11 protein-coding genes, 1 tRNA gene and 1 pseudogene are annotated in these 13,915 nt (G+C 71.1%); 8 read left to right on the forward strand and 5 right to left on the reverse strand.

From position 1 onward, the window contains the following. Both QM633_RS11535 and QM633_RS11540 read right to left on the reverse strand, forming a co-directional pair. Nucleotides 1–1,264, reverse strand: a pseudogene (locus QM633_RS11535) (copper oxidase); the annotation flags it as partial. Beyond that, the gene (locus QM633_RS11540; RefSeq protein WP_415153905.1) at nucleotides 1,261–2,424 is read right to left on the reverse strand and encodes a hypothetical protein; all 1,164 of its coding nucleotides are present in this window, start codon (nucleotides 2,422–2,424) and stop codon (nucleotides 1,261–1,263) included. The gene QM633_RS11540 and the pseudogene QM633_RS11535, both read right to left, overlap by 4 nt. 56 nt (nucleotides 2,425–2,480) lie before the next feature. On the opposite strand from QM633_RS11540, the gene QM633_RS11545 reads away from it, so the two are divergent. Next, a complete protein-coding gene (locus tag QM633_RS11545) occupies nucleotides 2,481–3,107 on the forward strand; it encodes a helix-turn-helix transcriptional regulator (protein ID WP_415153906.1) in 627 nt (208 codons plus the stop codon). A gap of 23 nt (nucleotides 3,108–3,130) precedes the next feature. Here QM633_RS11545 and QM633_RS11550 read toward each other — a convergent pair. Then, nucleotides 3,131–3,204, reverse strand: a tRNA-Gly gene (locus QM633_RS11550). A 153-nt stretch (nucleotides 3,205–3,357) separates the two neighbouring features. Between QM633_RS11550 and tig the strand changes: the two genes are divergently transcribed. The 7 genes from tig (at nucleotide 3,358) to ptsP (ending at nucleotide 10,719) form a co-directional block, all read left to right on the forward strand. Next, nucleotides 3,358–4,710 (forward strand): trigger factor, encoded by a 1,353-nt coding sequence (gene tig, locus QM633_RS11555; RefSeq protein ID WP_415153907.1) that lies wholly within the window; start codon nucleotides 3,358–3,360, stop codon nucleotides 4,708–4,710. A 205-nt stretch (nucleotides 4,711–4,915) separates the two neighbouring features. Further along, on the forward strand, nucleotides 4,916–5,791 hold the full coding sequence (locus QM633_RS11560) for an endonuclease domain-containing protein (protein ID WP_415153908.1): 876 nt from the start codon (nucleotides 4,916–4,918) through the stop codon (nucleotides 5,789–5,791). Nucleotides 5,792–5,941: 150 nt separating this feature from the next. After that, complete coding sequence (locus tag QM633_RS11565; RefSeq protein ID WP_415153930.1) at nucleotides 5,942–6,535, forward strand: ATP-dependent Clp protease proteolytic subunit; 594 nt, start codon at nucleotides 5,942–5,944, stop codon at nucleotides 6,533–6,535. A gap of 8 nt (nucleotides 6,536–6,543) precedes the next feature. Next, a complete protein-coding gene (locus QM633_RS11570) occupies nucleotides 6,544–7,203 on the forward strand; it encodes an ATP-dependent Clp protease proteolytic subunit (protein ID WP_415153909.1) in 660 nt (219 codons plus the stop codon). A 78-nt stretch (nucleotides 7,204–7,281) separates the two neighbouring features. Next, the gene (gene clpX, locus QM633_RS11575) at nucleotides 7,282–8,574 is read left to right on the forward strand and encodes an ATP-dependent Clp protease ATP-binding subunit ClpX (protein WP_415153910.1); all 1,293 of its coding nucleotides are present in this window, start codon (nucleotides 7,282–7,284) and stop codon (nucleotides 8,572–8,574) included. Nucleotides 8,575–8,750: 176 nt separating this feature from the next. After that, nucleotides 8,751–9,020 carry an HPr family phosphocarrier protein gene (locus QM633_RS11580; RefSeq protein WP_415153911.1) on the forward strand — a complete coding sequence of 90 codons (270 nt, stop codon included), beginning with the start codon at nucleotides 8,751–8,753 and terminating at the stop codon, nucleotides 9,018–9,020. Between the two features lie 4 nt (nucleotides 9,021–9,024). Beyond that, nucleotides 9,025–10,719 carry a phosphoenolpyruvate--protein phosphotransferase gene (gene ptsP, locus QM633_RS11585; protein ID WP_415153912.1) on the forward strand — a complete coding sequence of 565 codons (1,695 nt, stop codon included), beginning with the start codon at nucleotides 9,025–9,027 and terminating at the stop codon, nucleotides 10,717–10,719. A 67-nt stretch (nucleotides 10,720–10,786) separates the two neighbouring features. Here ptsP and QM633_RS11590 read toward each other — a convergent pair whose 3' ends face one another. Together QM633_RS11590 and valS are read right to left on the reverse strand one after the other, a co-directional pair. After that, complete coding sequence (locus QM633_RS11590; protein ID WP_415153913.1) at nucleotides 10,787–11,254, reverse strand: septum formation family protein; 468 nt, start codon at nucleotides 11,252–11,254, stop codon at nucleotides 10,787–10,789. Beyond that, nucleotides 11,254–13,854 (reverse strand): valine--tRNA ligase, encoded by a 2,601-nt coding sequence (gene valS, locus QM633_RS11595; protein ID WP_415153914.1) that lies wholly within the window; start codon nucleotides 13,852–13,854, stop codon nucleotides 11,254–11,256. The genes QM633_RS11590 and valS overlap by 1 nt, the downstream gene beginning before the upstream one ends. Nucleotides 13,855–13,915: the final 61 nt, after the last annotated feature.

Genomic DNA, 13,915 nt, shown 5'->3' on the forward strand with positions numbered 1-13,915 from the left:
CCCCGGTCGCCGCGGCCGCGGGGTCGGGGACGGGCCGTGCGGCGGCGGCAGCGAGGTCGCGCCGGGCGGCGATGCTGGCCCGCAGCCCGAGCACCATCAGGGGCAGGAACGCCGTGGCGGCGCCGAGCGCGAGCAGCGAGCCGGTGACCTTCACCCAGCTCGGGGTCGGCAGCAGCCACAGGGCCAGACCGCCGTTGATCGCGATCAACCGGAACGCCCCGGCGCGGTTGAACCAGGCCTGCCCGGCCCGGACGACGCTGGGGCCGCCGCCGAGCACCGACGGCAGCAGGTACGACAGGGCGCCGGTGAGCACCTGGACGGCGAAGCCCGCGCCCAGCGCCGCGGCCGGCAAGCCGAAACCGTTCCGCACCACCACCCAGTCCGGGGCGGTGGCCAGCAGCCAGCCTGCCCAGACCAGGCCGATCACGAGCCAGCCGAGTGAGGCGGCCACCGACGCGGCGGCGAACTCCCGGGGCGGTTTGGTCCGTGCCGGCCGCACCAGGCCGCGGCCCCACAGGCCCAGCGCCGCCAGGTAGCCGACGATGCCGGCGGCGGCGAGCCAGCCCAGTCCGGCCAGGGCGCCGCCGGCCGCCACCACGATCGCGGCGCCGAACACCGGCAGGGCCTGACGGGTCCAGCGCTCCGCCGTGGCGTCCATGGGGGTGCGCAGCATGGTCGGCCAGAGCGTGAGCAACGTCCCGGTGAGGGTCAGCCCGACCCAGCCGAGCAGGTTGGTCAGGGCGTGGGCGACCAGGAGCCGTCCGTGCCAGGGATCGGGCCAGCCCCACGCCAGTGTCACCCCGAGGCCCACCCCGACGAGCAGGGACGCGGCCGCCCACACGTAGTAGCGCACGGTCACCCGGAACCGGGCCGGCAGGGCCCGGCGCAGCATGGTGAACAGTTCGTAGCCGTGCCAGCCGACGGCGCCGGCGACCAGGCAGCCGCCGGCCAGGGTGAGTGGCCACCAGGTCGTGGGGACGCCCACCAGCACCATCGAGGCACCGGCGGTGAGCAGGCCGAGGCGGCGGGTGTGCCGGCGGGACTGCTCCTCGGACGCGGGGCTGCGCAGCAGGGTCTGGGCGAAGTGGAAGCTCCACACCAGGATCGAATGGGTGAGGGCGCCGAGCAGGACCAGGTGCAGCATCAGCCAGTTCGCGTCCGGCAGCCAGCGGTGACACACCGCGATCACCACGGCCGCGCCGAGCCAGCCGAGCAGCGGCAGGTCGCGCAGGCGGGAGCGGCCGCGGGCGGGTAGGCGGCTCATCCGTGCACCACGAGGGCGACGGCGGTGACGAGGAACGCCAGCATCGCTATCACGGTGAGCACCCCGCCCGCCTGCCAGGCCGCGGTGAAGCCGCCCAGGGCGCCGGTGAAGCGCAGCACAAGGCCGGCGTGCAGGAGCAGCAGCGGTCCCCACAGCGCCGGACGGTAGGGCAGGGGGCGGCCGAGCACCGCCGGCAGGATGACCGGGGCGTGCGCCATGACCATCGAGATCGCGAACCCGAGGAAGACCCCGTGCACGATCACGTCATAGGCCCCGGTGCCGCCGTAGAGGCCGAAGGAGGCGAGAACGAGCCCGGCCAGGATCAGGTCGAGGTACCCGGCCAGCAGGGCGACGGCAAGGTAGCGGCGCTGACCCGGCAGCCGCACCTGGTGGCGCACCACGTCGTGGCGCAGCAACCAGCCGCCCGTCACGGCCAGCGCGACGCCGACGAGCCGGTCGCCGAGGGGCAGCACGAGGGCGGCGAGAATTGCCAGGGTGAGCGCCGCCGAGAGGGCGAGCAGGGCGCGGTCGGCGCGGAGGCCCATCACCAGCTGGGCGAGCTCGGCCCGTTCGGCCGCGATGGTGAGCACGACGAAGCCGATCAGCCAGGCCAGGGCGGACGGGATGTCCAGCAGCAGCGCGACCAGCGCCCCGCCGAGTGCGAGCACGGCGGAGAGCACCTGCACGGCGACCAGCGGGCGCGGTGCCCTGCGCCACAAGGCGATGTAGACCGCCACGAACAGGACTCCTGCCTCGACGTGCAGCAGCTGGCCGAGCCGGACCGGGGCCGGGCTGAGCAGCGCGAGAGCACCGGCGCCGTAGAGCCCCGGTGCGAGATAGGCCCAGGACCGTCCCAGCGCCTGGGCGCGCTCCAGGGAGATCAGGGTGCCGAGGAAACCGAGCACCATGACCAGGCCGTGCACGTCCCCGGCCCGCTGCGAGGCCACCGGTGCCCACACCTCCAGCCGGACCAGCCCCGCATTCAGGCCGCACAGCAGGCTCACGCCGCCGAGGGCGACCAGCGGTAGCCGGCTGTTGGCGTCCCTCCTGCGGGCGGCGTCCGGCGGAGCAGGGATCGCGGTGCCCGGCGGGGCGGCGCGCGTCGCGGGGGACGTCGGGCTCCCGGGCCGGTGGCGGGCGGCAGGAACCGGCGTCGGCACGGGGCGCCTCCTTTATCTACATGACGATATGGAGAAAATAACACTAGAGTGGTCCCGTGGTCACATCGCCGGATCAGAACGGCCCGCGGCCGGCGCGGGAGGACCGTCCGCGCGAGGCGTCGTTGCGGGTGCTGCGTGCCCTCGTCCAGCACGGGCCGGCCACCCTCGCCGCGCTGGTCGCGGAGCTGGGCGGGCACCCGAACACGACCCGGATGCACCTCGACCACCTGCTCCGGGACGGCTTCGTCACCGAGCGCGCGCTGCCCCCGTCCGGACGCGGCCGCCCCGCCCGCGGCTGGGTCGCCACCGTCGCCGGACGCCAGGTGGCGCTGGAGGATCCCCGACGCGGAACCGAAGGTGCGCTGGTCGAGGCGGTCGCCGAGCACCTCGCCGCCGGCCCCGATCCGGTGGCCGCCGCCCACTCGGTCGGCCAGAGCTGGGGCCAGCGACTGGCGGCCGGTTCGGGGCAGGGTCTGTACGGCATCCTCGCCGCCCAGGGCTTCGCCCCCGAGGAGACCCCGGACGGGCTGGCCCTGCGCACATGTCCGCTGCTGGCCTCCGCCCTGCGGCACCCGGATGTGGTGTGCGGCATCCACCAGGGCCTCGTCGACGCCGTGTCCCTTGAGCCGCGCCGACTCGTGCCGTTCGCGGTGCCGGGGGCCTGCCTGATCCGTCCGGCATGATCGCCGGCCCTCGCTCGGAGGATTGGAGCGGATGACGGGAATCGAACCCGCATGGCCAGCTTGGAAGGCTGGGGCTCTGCCATTGAGCTACATCCGCGCGAGCCCCAAGACTAACGGACTCACACTGCCGTCGCCGCCCGCCCTCGCCGCCGAAGGGCGACCCGGCCGCCTGCGATCGCCGCCGATATGACCAACCCGGTCGGCCTAGCTAGGATTGGCAGGTCTGTCTACGCCCGATCAGGAGCCTGCATTGCCCAGCACCGTCGAACAGCTCAGCCCTTCGAGGGTCAAGCTCACCGTTGAGATCCCCTTCGCCGACCTCAAGCCGCACCTGGAAAAGGCCTACAGCGAGATCGCCAAGCAGGTCACGATCCCCGGCTTCCGCAAGGGGAAGGTGCCGCACCTGGTGATCGACCAGCGGTTCGGCCGCGGCATGGTGATCCAGGAGGCCATCGAGCACGCGTGGCCGAGTGCGCTGGAGGCCGCCGTCACCGAGGCGAACGTGGTCCCGCTGGGCCAGCCGGAGGTGGAGGTCACCCGGCTCGAGGACGGCGACGTCGTGGAGCTGACCGCCGAGGTGGACGTCCGCCCCGAGTTCACGGTGCCGGCCTTCTCGACGCTGTCCGCGACCGTCGAGCCGCAGCGCGCGGTCGACGAGGAGGTGGACGAGCGGATCGCCATGCTGCGGCAGCGCTTCGCCACCACCACCGAGGTGGACCGCCCCGCGGCGGAGGGCGACCAGGTCACGATCAGCCTCGTCGGCAAGCGCGACGGCGAGACCCTGCAGGACGCGACGGCCGACGACGTCACCTACGTGATCGGCACCGGCGGGATGATCGACGGCCTCGACGAGGCCGTCACCGGCCTCAGCGCGGGTGACACCGCGGAGTTCGCGTCCACGCTGGTCGGTGGCCCGCTGGAAGGCGAGCCCGCCGATATCACGGTGACCGTCGGCAAGGTGTCGGAGCAGAAGCTTCCCGAGGTGGACGACGACTTCGCCCAGCTCATCTCCGAGTTCGACACGGTCGAGGAGATGCGTGCCGACCTGACCAAGGCTGTCGAGCAGATGGCCGCCTCCGAGCAGGTCTCCAACGGACGCGACAAGGTGCTCGAGGCGCTGGTGGACGCGACCGACTTCGAGGTGCCCGAGCGCGTTCTCGAGGCCGAGGTGGCCGCCCGCAAGGAGCAGATCACCGATCAGTTGCAGCGCGCCGGCCTCACCCTGGAGCGCTACCTGGAGCAGGCCGAGGAGGAAGAGGCGGACACCGCCGAGGAGTTCTGGGCCGGGATCGAGACCTCGACCGAGCGGAGCCTGCGCGCCCAGCTGATCCTCGACAAGGTCGCCGACGACGCCGAGGTCGGTGTCGAGCAGTCCGACCTCTCCGAACTGCTTCTCCGCAAGGCCGCGCAGAACGGCACGTCTCCGGAGCAGGAGGCGCAGCACATGATGGAGCACAACCACGTCGCCGCCTGGATGCAGGAGATCCGCCGCAACAAGGCGCTCGGCCTGATCGTCGCCGAGGCGACGGTCACCGACACCGACGGCAACGTGATCGACCTGGCTCCGGCAGCTCCCGTCACGGAGGCCGTCGAAGCCGAGTAGGTCCCTCTTCCGACGGCGCCGCCACCTCCGGGTGGCGGCGCCGTCGCGTTCTGGCCACTCTGCGCGTCCCGCCCCTCGCGTACCGTCCCACCTGCGGGCCATCGCGGCCGGATCGCGTCAGCCGCGTTTTCCACAGGCGCCCCGTCGTCCACAGGCGCGCCCTTCGCCTGAACGCTTTCGGTCCCGGTTGCCGAAGGTGACGGGCATGCGGATCGATGACCTGCTTGACTCCTCGCCCGTCCTCGCTCGCCGGGCCCATCCCCAGCACGCACGCACCCTCCAGAGGGCTGCCTCCGCGGGGTACGTCGTGCCCGTCCTGCCCGGGGTGTATGCACGGCGCGACCTCGCGGGCGAACCTGAAACCCGGCTTGTCGCCGTCACGGCCTGGTCGCCGCACGGCGTGGTGCACGCCCGGACGGCCATCGAGCTGTTCTGCGGGACGCGGATCTCGATGCCCGTTCAGCTCCGCTCGCCGAACCGCGCTGCCCCCGTGCCCTGGCTGGAGGTCACGCGCGGGCAGGTGCCGCCCGAGTTCCGACGCCGCTACCGGGGAGTCCGGACGGCGACGCCGGCCTACGCCTGCCTCGAGGTCGCCTCGACCGATCGGGGCGAGGCCGCCTTCGAGTTCCTCCGCCGCCGGCTCGTCAGGCCGGCCGAGCTGGAGGCGGCGCTTCCCGCCTTCGAGGGGACGCGGGGCAACGCCGAGCGGCGCCGGGTCGCGGCCCGGGCGATCCGCAACCCGTGGTCGGTCGCCGAAGCACGGCTGCAGGACCTGCTCACCGGTGCCGGCATCACCGGCTGGGTGGCCAACCAGCCGCTCCGGATCGGGCCGGCGCTGCTGTTCCCTGATGTCTGGTTCCGCGAGCTCGGCCTGGTGGTCGAGTTCGACGGCGAAGCGAGCCACAGCGACCACGCGCAGTTCGAGGGCGATCGTTGGCGGCAGAACCTGATGGTCACCGCCGGCCTGATGGTGCTCCGGATCACCTGGCAGATGCTCGGCGAGACCCCGCTGCGGGTGATCCAGTTGGTGCAGGCGGCGATCGCCTTGGCGCGATCCGGCCATCGGAGTCCCGGAATGTGACAGCTGGGCGGTGTCGGACGCGAGGAGCGGCGGGACCGCGTCAGCCGTGCGCCGACAGCGAACAGCGCGGGAAACCCCGGGGATTTGGCACAGGGAGCGGGTAGGTTCGCCTGCGTGAACGAACATCGAGCCATTGAGCGCGGTCTGTCGATGGCCGCCGGCCCCGGCGGCATCGGCATGACCGACAACGTGTACCAGGCGCTGCTCGCCAACCGCATCATCTTCCTCGGCTCCGAGGTACGTGACGAGAACGCGAACGCGATCTGCGCGCAGATGCTGCTCCTCAACGCCGAGGACCCGGTCAAGGACATCTACCTCTACATCAACAGCCCCGGCGGTTCGGTCGACTCCGGCATGGCGATCTTCGACACCATGCAGTGGATTTCCAACGACGTCGCGACCGTCGCGATGGGTCTGGCGGCGTCCATGGGACAGTTCCTGCTCTCCGCGGGGCAGAAGGGCAAGCGGTTCGCCTTGCCGCACAGCCGGATCATGATGCACCAGCCGTCCGGCGGCCTCGGTGGCACCGCGTCCGACATCCGCATCCAGGCCGAGCAGTCGCTGCACATCAAGAAGACGATGTCGTCGCTGATCGCGGAGCACACCGGGCAGACCGTCGAGCAGATCGAGAAAGACTCCGATCGCGACCGCTGGTTCACCGCCGAGCAGGCTCTCGACTACGGCTTCATCGACCACGTCTACGAGCGCGCCTCGCAGATCAAGACCGCCGCCCCGAACCAGTGAGGACCCAGATGAACACGCTGCCCAGCGCCTTTCGGGACGGGGGAATGGCCCCTGCCGGGCCGAGCATGGACTACTACATCCCCCAGTGGGAGGAGCGGACGTCCTACGGCATCCGCCGCGTCGACCCGTACACCAAGCTCTTCGAGGACCGGATCATCTTCCTCGGCACGCCGATCAGCGACGACATCGCCAACGCGGTGATGGCCCAGCTGCTCTGCCTGCAGTCGATGGACCCGGAGCGTCCGATCAGCGTGTACATCAACTCGCCCGGCGGATCGTTCACGGCGCTGACCGCGATCTACGACACGATGCGCTACATCAAGCCGGACGTGCAGACCGTCTGCCTGGGGCAGGCCGCCTCCGCCGCGGCCGTCCTGCTGGCCGCGGGCACCAAGGGCAAGCGGCTGGCGCTCCCGAACAGCCGGATCCTGATCCACCAGCCGGCGACGGAGGGCGGCTACGGGCAGTCCTCCGACCTGGAGATCCAGGCCAGGGAGATCCTGCGGATCCGCTCGCTGATGGAGGGAATGCTGGCCGACAGCACCGGGCAGAGCGTGGAGAAGGTCAGCACCGACATCGAGCGGGACAAGTACCTGACCGCGGAGGAGGCCGTCGAGTACGGCATCGTCGACGACATCCTCACCTCCCTGAAGGACGCACCCCGCTGACTTCGCGCCCGGCCTCCCTGCTCAGGCGGGGACGGCCGGGTTAGGGTTGGTGGCAACACGCACGGAAAGGCGCACGACGTGGCACGCATCGGCGAGACCTCGGACCTGCTGAAGTGCTCGTTCTGCGGGAAGAGCCAGAAGCAGGTGAAGAAGCTCATCGCAGGCCCGGGGGTCTACATCTGCGACGAGTGCATCGACCTGTGCAACGAGATCATCGAGGAGGAGTTCGCCGAGACCAGCGACGCCGGCCTGCTCGACGAGCTCCCCAAGCCCAAGGAGATCTGCTCCTTCCTCGACTCGTACGTGATCGGTCAGGAGACCGCCAAGAAGGCGCTCTCGGTCGCGGTCTACAACCACTACAAGCGGGTCCAGGCGCAGGCGGCGACGCCCGGCCGCCGGATCGCCGACGACGAACTGGTCGAGCTCGGCAAGTCCAACATCCTGCTGATCGGCCCGACCGGCTGCGGCAAGACCTACCTCGCCCAGACCATGGCGCGGATGCTGAACGTGCCGTTCGCCATGGCGGACGCGACCGCGCTCACCGAGGCCGGCTATGTCGGCGAGGATGTCGAGAACATCCTGCTGAAGCTGATCCAGGCCGCCGACTACGACGTCAAGAAGGCCGAGACCGGCATCATCTACATCGACGAGATCGACAAGGTGGCCCGCAAGTCGGAGAACCCCTCGATCACCCGGGACGTCTCCGGCGAGGGCGTCCAGCAGGCGCTGCTGAAGATCCTGGAGGGCACCACCGCGTCCGTCCCTCCGCAGGGCGGCCGCAAGCATCCGCACCAGGAGTTCATCCAGATCGACACCACGAACATCCTGTTCATCGTCGGCGGGGCGTTCGCAGGGCTCGAGGAGATCATCAACGCGCGCGTCGGCAAGCGTCCGCTGGGCTTCAACAACGACGCGGCCGTGCGCAGGCCGAAGACGCTGAACCCGTTCGCCGAGGTCCGCCCGGAGGATCTGCACAAGTTCGGCCTGATCCCGGAGTTCATCGGGCGCCTGCCGATGATCTCGACCGTCGAGCAGTTGGACGCGGAGTCGCTGGTCCGGATCCTGGTCGAGCCGAAGAACGCGCTGATCAAGCAGTTCCGCAAGCTGTTCGAGCTCGACGGCGTCGACCTCGAGTTCACCGACGAGGCCATCGAGGCGATCGCGCAGATGGCGTTGCGACGCGGCATCGGGGCCCGCGGGCTGCGGTCGATCCTCGAGGAGATCCTGCTCAACGTGATGTACCACGTGCCCAGTGACGACGACGTGGCCCAGGTGGTCGTCGGTGCCGACGTCGTCAACGACGGCGCGGTCCCGCAGCTTGTCAGCAGGGCCCAGCTGGCCCGTTCGGAGCGGCGCGAGAAGAGCGCCTGACCGCCCGTTCCCGACGACCCGGACCGCCGATCTGCGGCCGGGTCGTTCGCACGCGTCCCGGTCCGCGGCGGCGGCGACGAATCTCCTGATCAATGCAGACAAGGAGTCGCAGCCGACCTCGTCGTTGTGCCATTGTGGATCCCGTCGACACCGACGTCCGTCAGAAGGAGACCCCCATGGCCACCCGCCAAGTCAGCATCGCTTCGTCCGTCGGTCTGCACGCGCGCCCCGCCTCGCTGTTCGTCCAGGCAGCCACGGCCACGGGCCTGCCGGTCAAGATCGCCAAGGAGGGCGGCAACCCGGTGGACGCGCGCAGCATCCTGATGGTGATGGCGCTCGGCGCGAAGAACGGCGAGACCGTCACGCTCTCCGCGGAGGGCGAGGGCGCGGACGCAGCTCTCGACTCGCTGGTCGAGCTGCTCTCGCGCGACCTCGACGCGGAGTAGACCGATGAGCGGTGACACCGAGCTCCACTCCACCTTCCACGGCATCGGTGTCAGCGCCGGCACCGCTGTCGGTCCGCTGGTGGTGGTGACTCCGCCGCCGAAGCCGCCGGCCGACGAGCCCGCGACGACGGACGCCGACGCCGCGGCTGCGACCGTGCACGGCGTCCTCGAGGACGTCGCGAAGGGACTGGAGGAACGGGCCGCCGTGGCCAATGACCACGCGCGCCCGATCCTGGAGGCCGGCGTCATGATGGCCCGCGACCCTGGGCTGGCCGCCGGCATCGACACCCAGCTGCAGGCGGGCAAGGGCCCGGCCACCGCCGTCACCGATGCGGTCGAGGAGATCTGTGCCATGTTCACCGCCCTGGGCGGCTACATGGCGGAGCGCGTCACGGACCTGCGCGATGTGCGCGACCGTGCGGTCGCCCGTCTGCTCGGGCAGCCCGAGCCGGGCGTCCCGAGCCTCAGCGTGCCGTCCATCCTGGCCGCGCACGACCTCGCGCCGGCCGAGACCGCGACCCTCACGACCGAGACCTGTCTGGGCATCATCACCGAGGCGGGCGGCCCGACCAGCCACACCGCGATCCTGGCGTCCCAGCTGGGCATTCCCGCCGTGGTCCAGGCCGCCGGGATCCTGAAGGTGCCGTTCGGCACCACCGTCGCGATCGACGGCGGCGTGGGCGAGATCACGGTCAACCCCACCGACCAGGAGGTCGCGCTGCTCGAGGAGCGCAAGCGGCGTCGGGCGGCGGCGCTCGCCGGCGGTACCGGCAACGGCGCGACCAAGGACGGCTACCCGGTCGCGCTGCTGGCCAACATCGGCACCGCCGCGGACGCCCACAAGGCCGCGGCGCAGGCCGTGGAGGGCGTCGGGCTGTTCCGTACCGAGTTCCTCTTCCTCGACCGCGACACCATGCCGACGCTGGAGGAGCAGACCGCCACCTACACCGAGGTCTTCACGGCCTTCGGCGACCGGCGCATCGTCGTCCGGACGCTCGACGCGGGCGCGGACAAGCCGCTGAAGTTCGCCGACCTCGGCCCGGAGGAGAACCCGGCGCTCGGCCGGCGGGGGATCCGCCTCGGCATGATCCGCACCGACGTGCTGGACACCCAGCTGGAGGCACTCGCGGCCGCCTACCGGGCGACCAGGGCGGATGTGCGGGTGATGGCGCCGATGATCGCGACCCAGGCCGAGGCCATGTGGTTCGCCGATCGGGTGCGCGGCCTGGGGCTGCCGAAGGTCGGGATCATGATCGAGGTTCCCGCGGCGGCGATCCGCAGCAAGGGCATCCTCTACCACGTCGACTTCGCGTCTCTCGGCACCAACGACCTCTCCCAGTACACGATGGCCGCCGACCGCATGCAGGGCGAGCTCGCCCCGCTGCTCGACCCGTGGGAGCCGGCACTGCTGGACGTGGTCGCGCTCGCCTGCGAGGGCGGCCAGCTGATGGGCAAGCCGATCGGTGTCTGCGGCGAAGCGGGCGGTGACCCCGCGTTGGCCCTCGTCCTGGCCGGGCTGGGTGTCTCCAGCCTGTCGATGGCGCCGGGCAAGGTGCCCGCCGTCCGGACGGCGCTCGGCCTGCACACGCTCACGCAGTGCCAGCAGATGGCCGCGGCGGCCCGTGCCGGCACCAACGCCACCGATGCCAAGACGGCCGTCCTCGCGATGGCCGATCCGGTCCTCCGCGACCTCGTGTAGGCCGCCGACGGGTCAGGACCTCAGCTGTCTTCAGCCGGCCGAGCGTCGGACACGTCGGTACGGACGGCTACTTCCTGGCATTCCTGAGGGTGCCGGTGATGCCGCCGCCGGCGCTGCCGACCAGGCAGACCACCTGGCGGTCGTTGGCCTGCGTCCACGTCTGCCTGGTGGGGGTGAGCATCGTGACGTCCAGCTTCGACTTCTTCGACGTGACCCCGACGAAGCCGGGAAAGGCGTCGTCGCACGCCTTCTCGGCCTGGTTGCGCACGTCGGAGTCGCCCGGGTAGTCGTCACCGTCGAGAGCCGCCGACGCGAACGCCTCCCAGTAGTGCGTCTCGCTGCACGGCAGCAGGGTCAACTCGTCGGCGCTCTCCGCGGGGAGCTTGGCCAGGCAGTCGCCGACCTGCACGGAGTAGGTGTCGGTCGTCGCGGCGGCGGTGACCTGTCCCGCGCTGTCCCGGACGCCGGCCGCGCAGCCGCCGAGGACCACCACGGCCACGGTCGCGGCGGCCATCCCGGCCCGGACGGAGCCCATCAGGCCTCGACGGGGGCGAGCTCGATCGACACCTCCAGCGGCGCCGTGCCGGACACCCACTCGATCGGGCTGGTGATCCGGCCGACGGCCCGAAGATCGTCCTCGGCAGCGAAGAGCCGGGCGAGCACGTCCTCGGGGCCGGTGAACACCGCCCTGGTCGCCTCGGTCTTCATCGACACCTTCGCCTGGGACTTGGCGCCGCGGATCCCGATCAGGGACGCGGCGAGGTCGTCCAGCAGCGCGGGGTTCCCGCCCGCGCTGAGCTCACCCGGCGTCGGCCAGTTCGCGTGGTGCACCGATCCCTTGCGCCACCACGACCACACTTCCTCGGTCACGAACGGGAGGAACGGTGCGAACAGCCGCAGCAGCACGCTGAGCGCGTCACGCAGCGCGGCGCGGGCCGAGTCGCGGGCGGCCTGGTCGTCGTCGCCCTCCGCGTCGCTGCCGTAGGCCCGCTCCTTGACCAGTTCCAGGTAGTCGTCGCAGAACTGCCAGAAGAACTTCTCCGCGACCTCGAGGGCGCTGGAGTAGTCGTACGCGTCGAACGCCGCGGTCGCCTGCGCGACCACCTCCGACAGGGCGGCCAGCATGGCGAGGTCCACCGGCTCGCTCGGCAGGACGCGGGGCGGGGTGTCCGCGGCGATGCCGAGGATGAACTTGCTGGCGTTCAGCACCTTCATCGCCAGCCGCCGGCCGACCTTCATCTGGGTCTCGTCGAAGGGGGAGTCCATGCCGGGGCGCGCCATCGCCGCGCGCCAGCGCACCGCGTCCGAACCGAACTTCTGGAGAATGTCGGTGGGCACGACCACGTTGCCCTTGGACTTGCTCATCTTCTTGCGGTCGGGATCGACCACGAAGCCGGAGATGGCGGCCAGCCGCCACGGCAGGCAGTTGTGCTCGAAGTGCGAGCGCACCACGCGCGAGAACAGCCAGGTGCGGATGATGTCGTGGGCCTGCGGGGCCATGTCCATCGGGAAGGTCAGCCGCCACAGCTCCTCGTCCCGCTCCCAGCCGCAGGCGAGCTGCGGGGTCAGCGACGAGGTGGCCCAGGTGTCCATCACGTCGGGGTCGCCGACGAAGCCGCCGGGCACCCCCCGTTGCGCCTCGGTGAAGCCGGGCGGGCACTGGCTGGACGGGTCGATCGGCAGCTCGTCCTCGCCGGGCAGGATCGGGTGCGCGTGGTCCGGCTCGCCGTCGGCGTCCAGTGCGTACCAGACCGGGAACGGCACGCCGAAGAACCGCTGCCTGCTGATCAGCCAGTCGCCGTTGAGCCCGTTGACCCAGTTCGCGTAGCGGTGCCGCATGTGGTCGGGCACCCAGGTGAGTTCCTCGCCGCGCGCCAGCAGTGCGGCCTTGAGGTCGTCGTCGCGGCCGCCGTTGCGGATGTACCACTGCCGGGTGGAGACGATCTCCAGCGGCTTGTCGCCCTTCTCGTAGAAGTTCGCCATCCGCTGGGTCGGCCTCGGCTCCCCGTCCAGGTCGCCGGACGCGCGCAGCAGCCCGACCATCGCCTCGCGGGCGCTGAACGTGGTCTTGCCGGCCAGTTCGGCGTAGGGGGCGGCGTTGACCAGCCATTCCGGGGTCTCCGCGTGCAGGCGACCGTCGCGTCCGATCACCGTGCGGGTGGGCAGGCGAAGTTCACGCCACCACTGCACGTCGGTGAGGTCGCCGAAGGTGCAGCACATCGCGATGCCCGCGCCCTTGTCGGGTTCGGCCGCGGGGTGGGCGAGCACGGGGATCTCCACCCCGAACACCGGAGAGGTCACCGTGGTGCCGAACAGGGGGGCGTAGCGGGCGTCGTCGGGATGGGCGATCAGCGCACACACGGCCGGGATCAGCTCCGGACGGGTCGTCTCGATGTGGATCGGCTCGCCGTCGGGACGGTGGAACGCGACCCTGTGGTAGGCGCCGGGGTAGTCCCGCGCCTCCAGTTCGGCCTGCGCCACGGCGGTCTGGAACGTGATGTCCCACAGCGTGGGAGCCTCGGACAGGTAGGCCTCGCCGCGGCCGAGGTTGCGCAGGAAGGCTCGCTGGGCGACCCGCTGCGCCTCGTCCGAGATCGTCGTGTACAGGGCGGTCCAGTCCACACTGAGGCCGAGGGTGCGCCACAGGTTCTCGAACGCCTGCTCGTCCACCGCGGTCAGTTCGTGGCACAGCTCGACGAAGTTGCGCCTGCTGATCGGCAGTTGCCGCTTGGGGTCCGGCTTCTCCGGCGGGGTGAAGTCGGGGTCGTACGGCAGCGACGGGTCGCAGCGCACCCCGTAGAAGTTCTGGACGCGCCGCTCGGTGGGCAGACCATTGTCGTCCCAGCCCATCGGGTAGAAGACGTGCAGGCCGTTCATCCGCTGGTAGCGCGCGATCAGGTCGGTGTGGGTGTAGCTGAACACGTGGCCCACGTGCAGCGATCCGGACACCGTGGGCGGCGGGGTGTCGATGCTGAACACCTGCTCGCGAGAGGCCGGACGCACGAAGGCGTAAGTGTCCTGCTCGCGCCAGGCGGCCGACCACTTGGCCTCCAGGCCCTCCAGCACCGGGCGCTCCGGTACGGCGCCCGCGGCCGGGGACGGTGCGGGCGTGACGGTCTGGGGCTGCTCGGTCATGGGAGGCATCCTATTGAGCCCGCCCGCGAGAGCAGAATCCGCCACCCGCACCCGCCGGCTC

This window comes from Propionicimonas sp., from assembly GCF_047606205.1.
In the GTDB taxonomy this organism is placed as follows: Bacteria; Actinomycetota; Actinomycetes; order Propionibacteriales; family Propionibacteriaceae; genus Propionicimonas.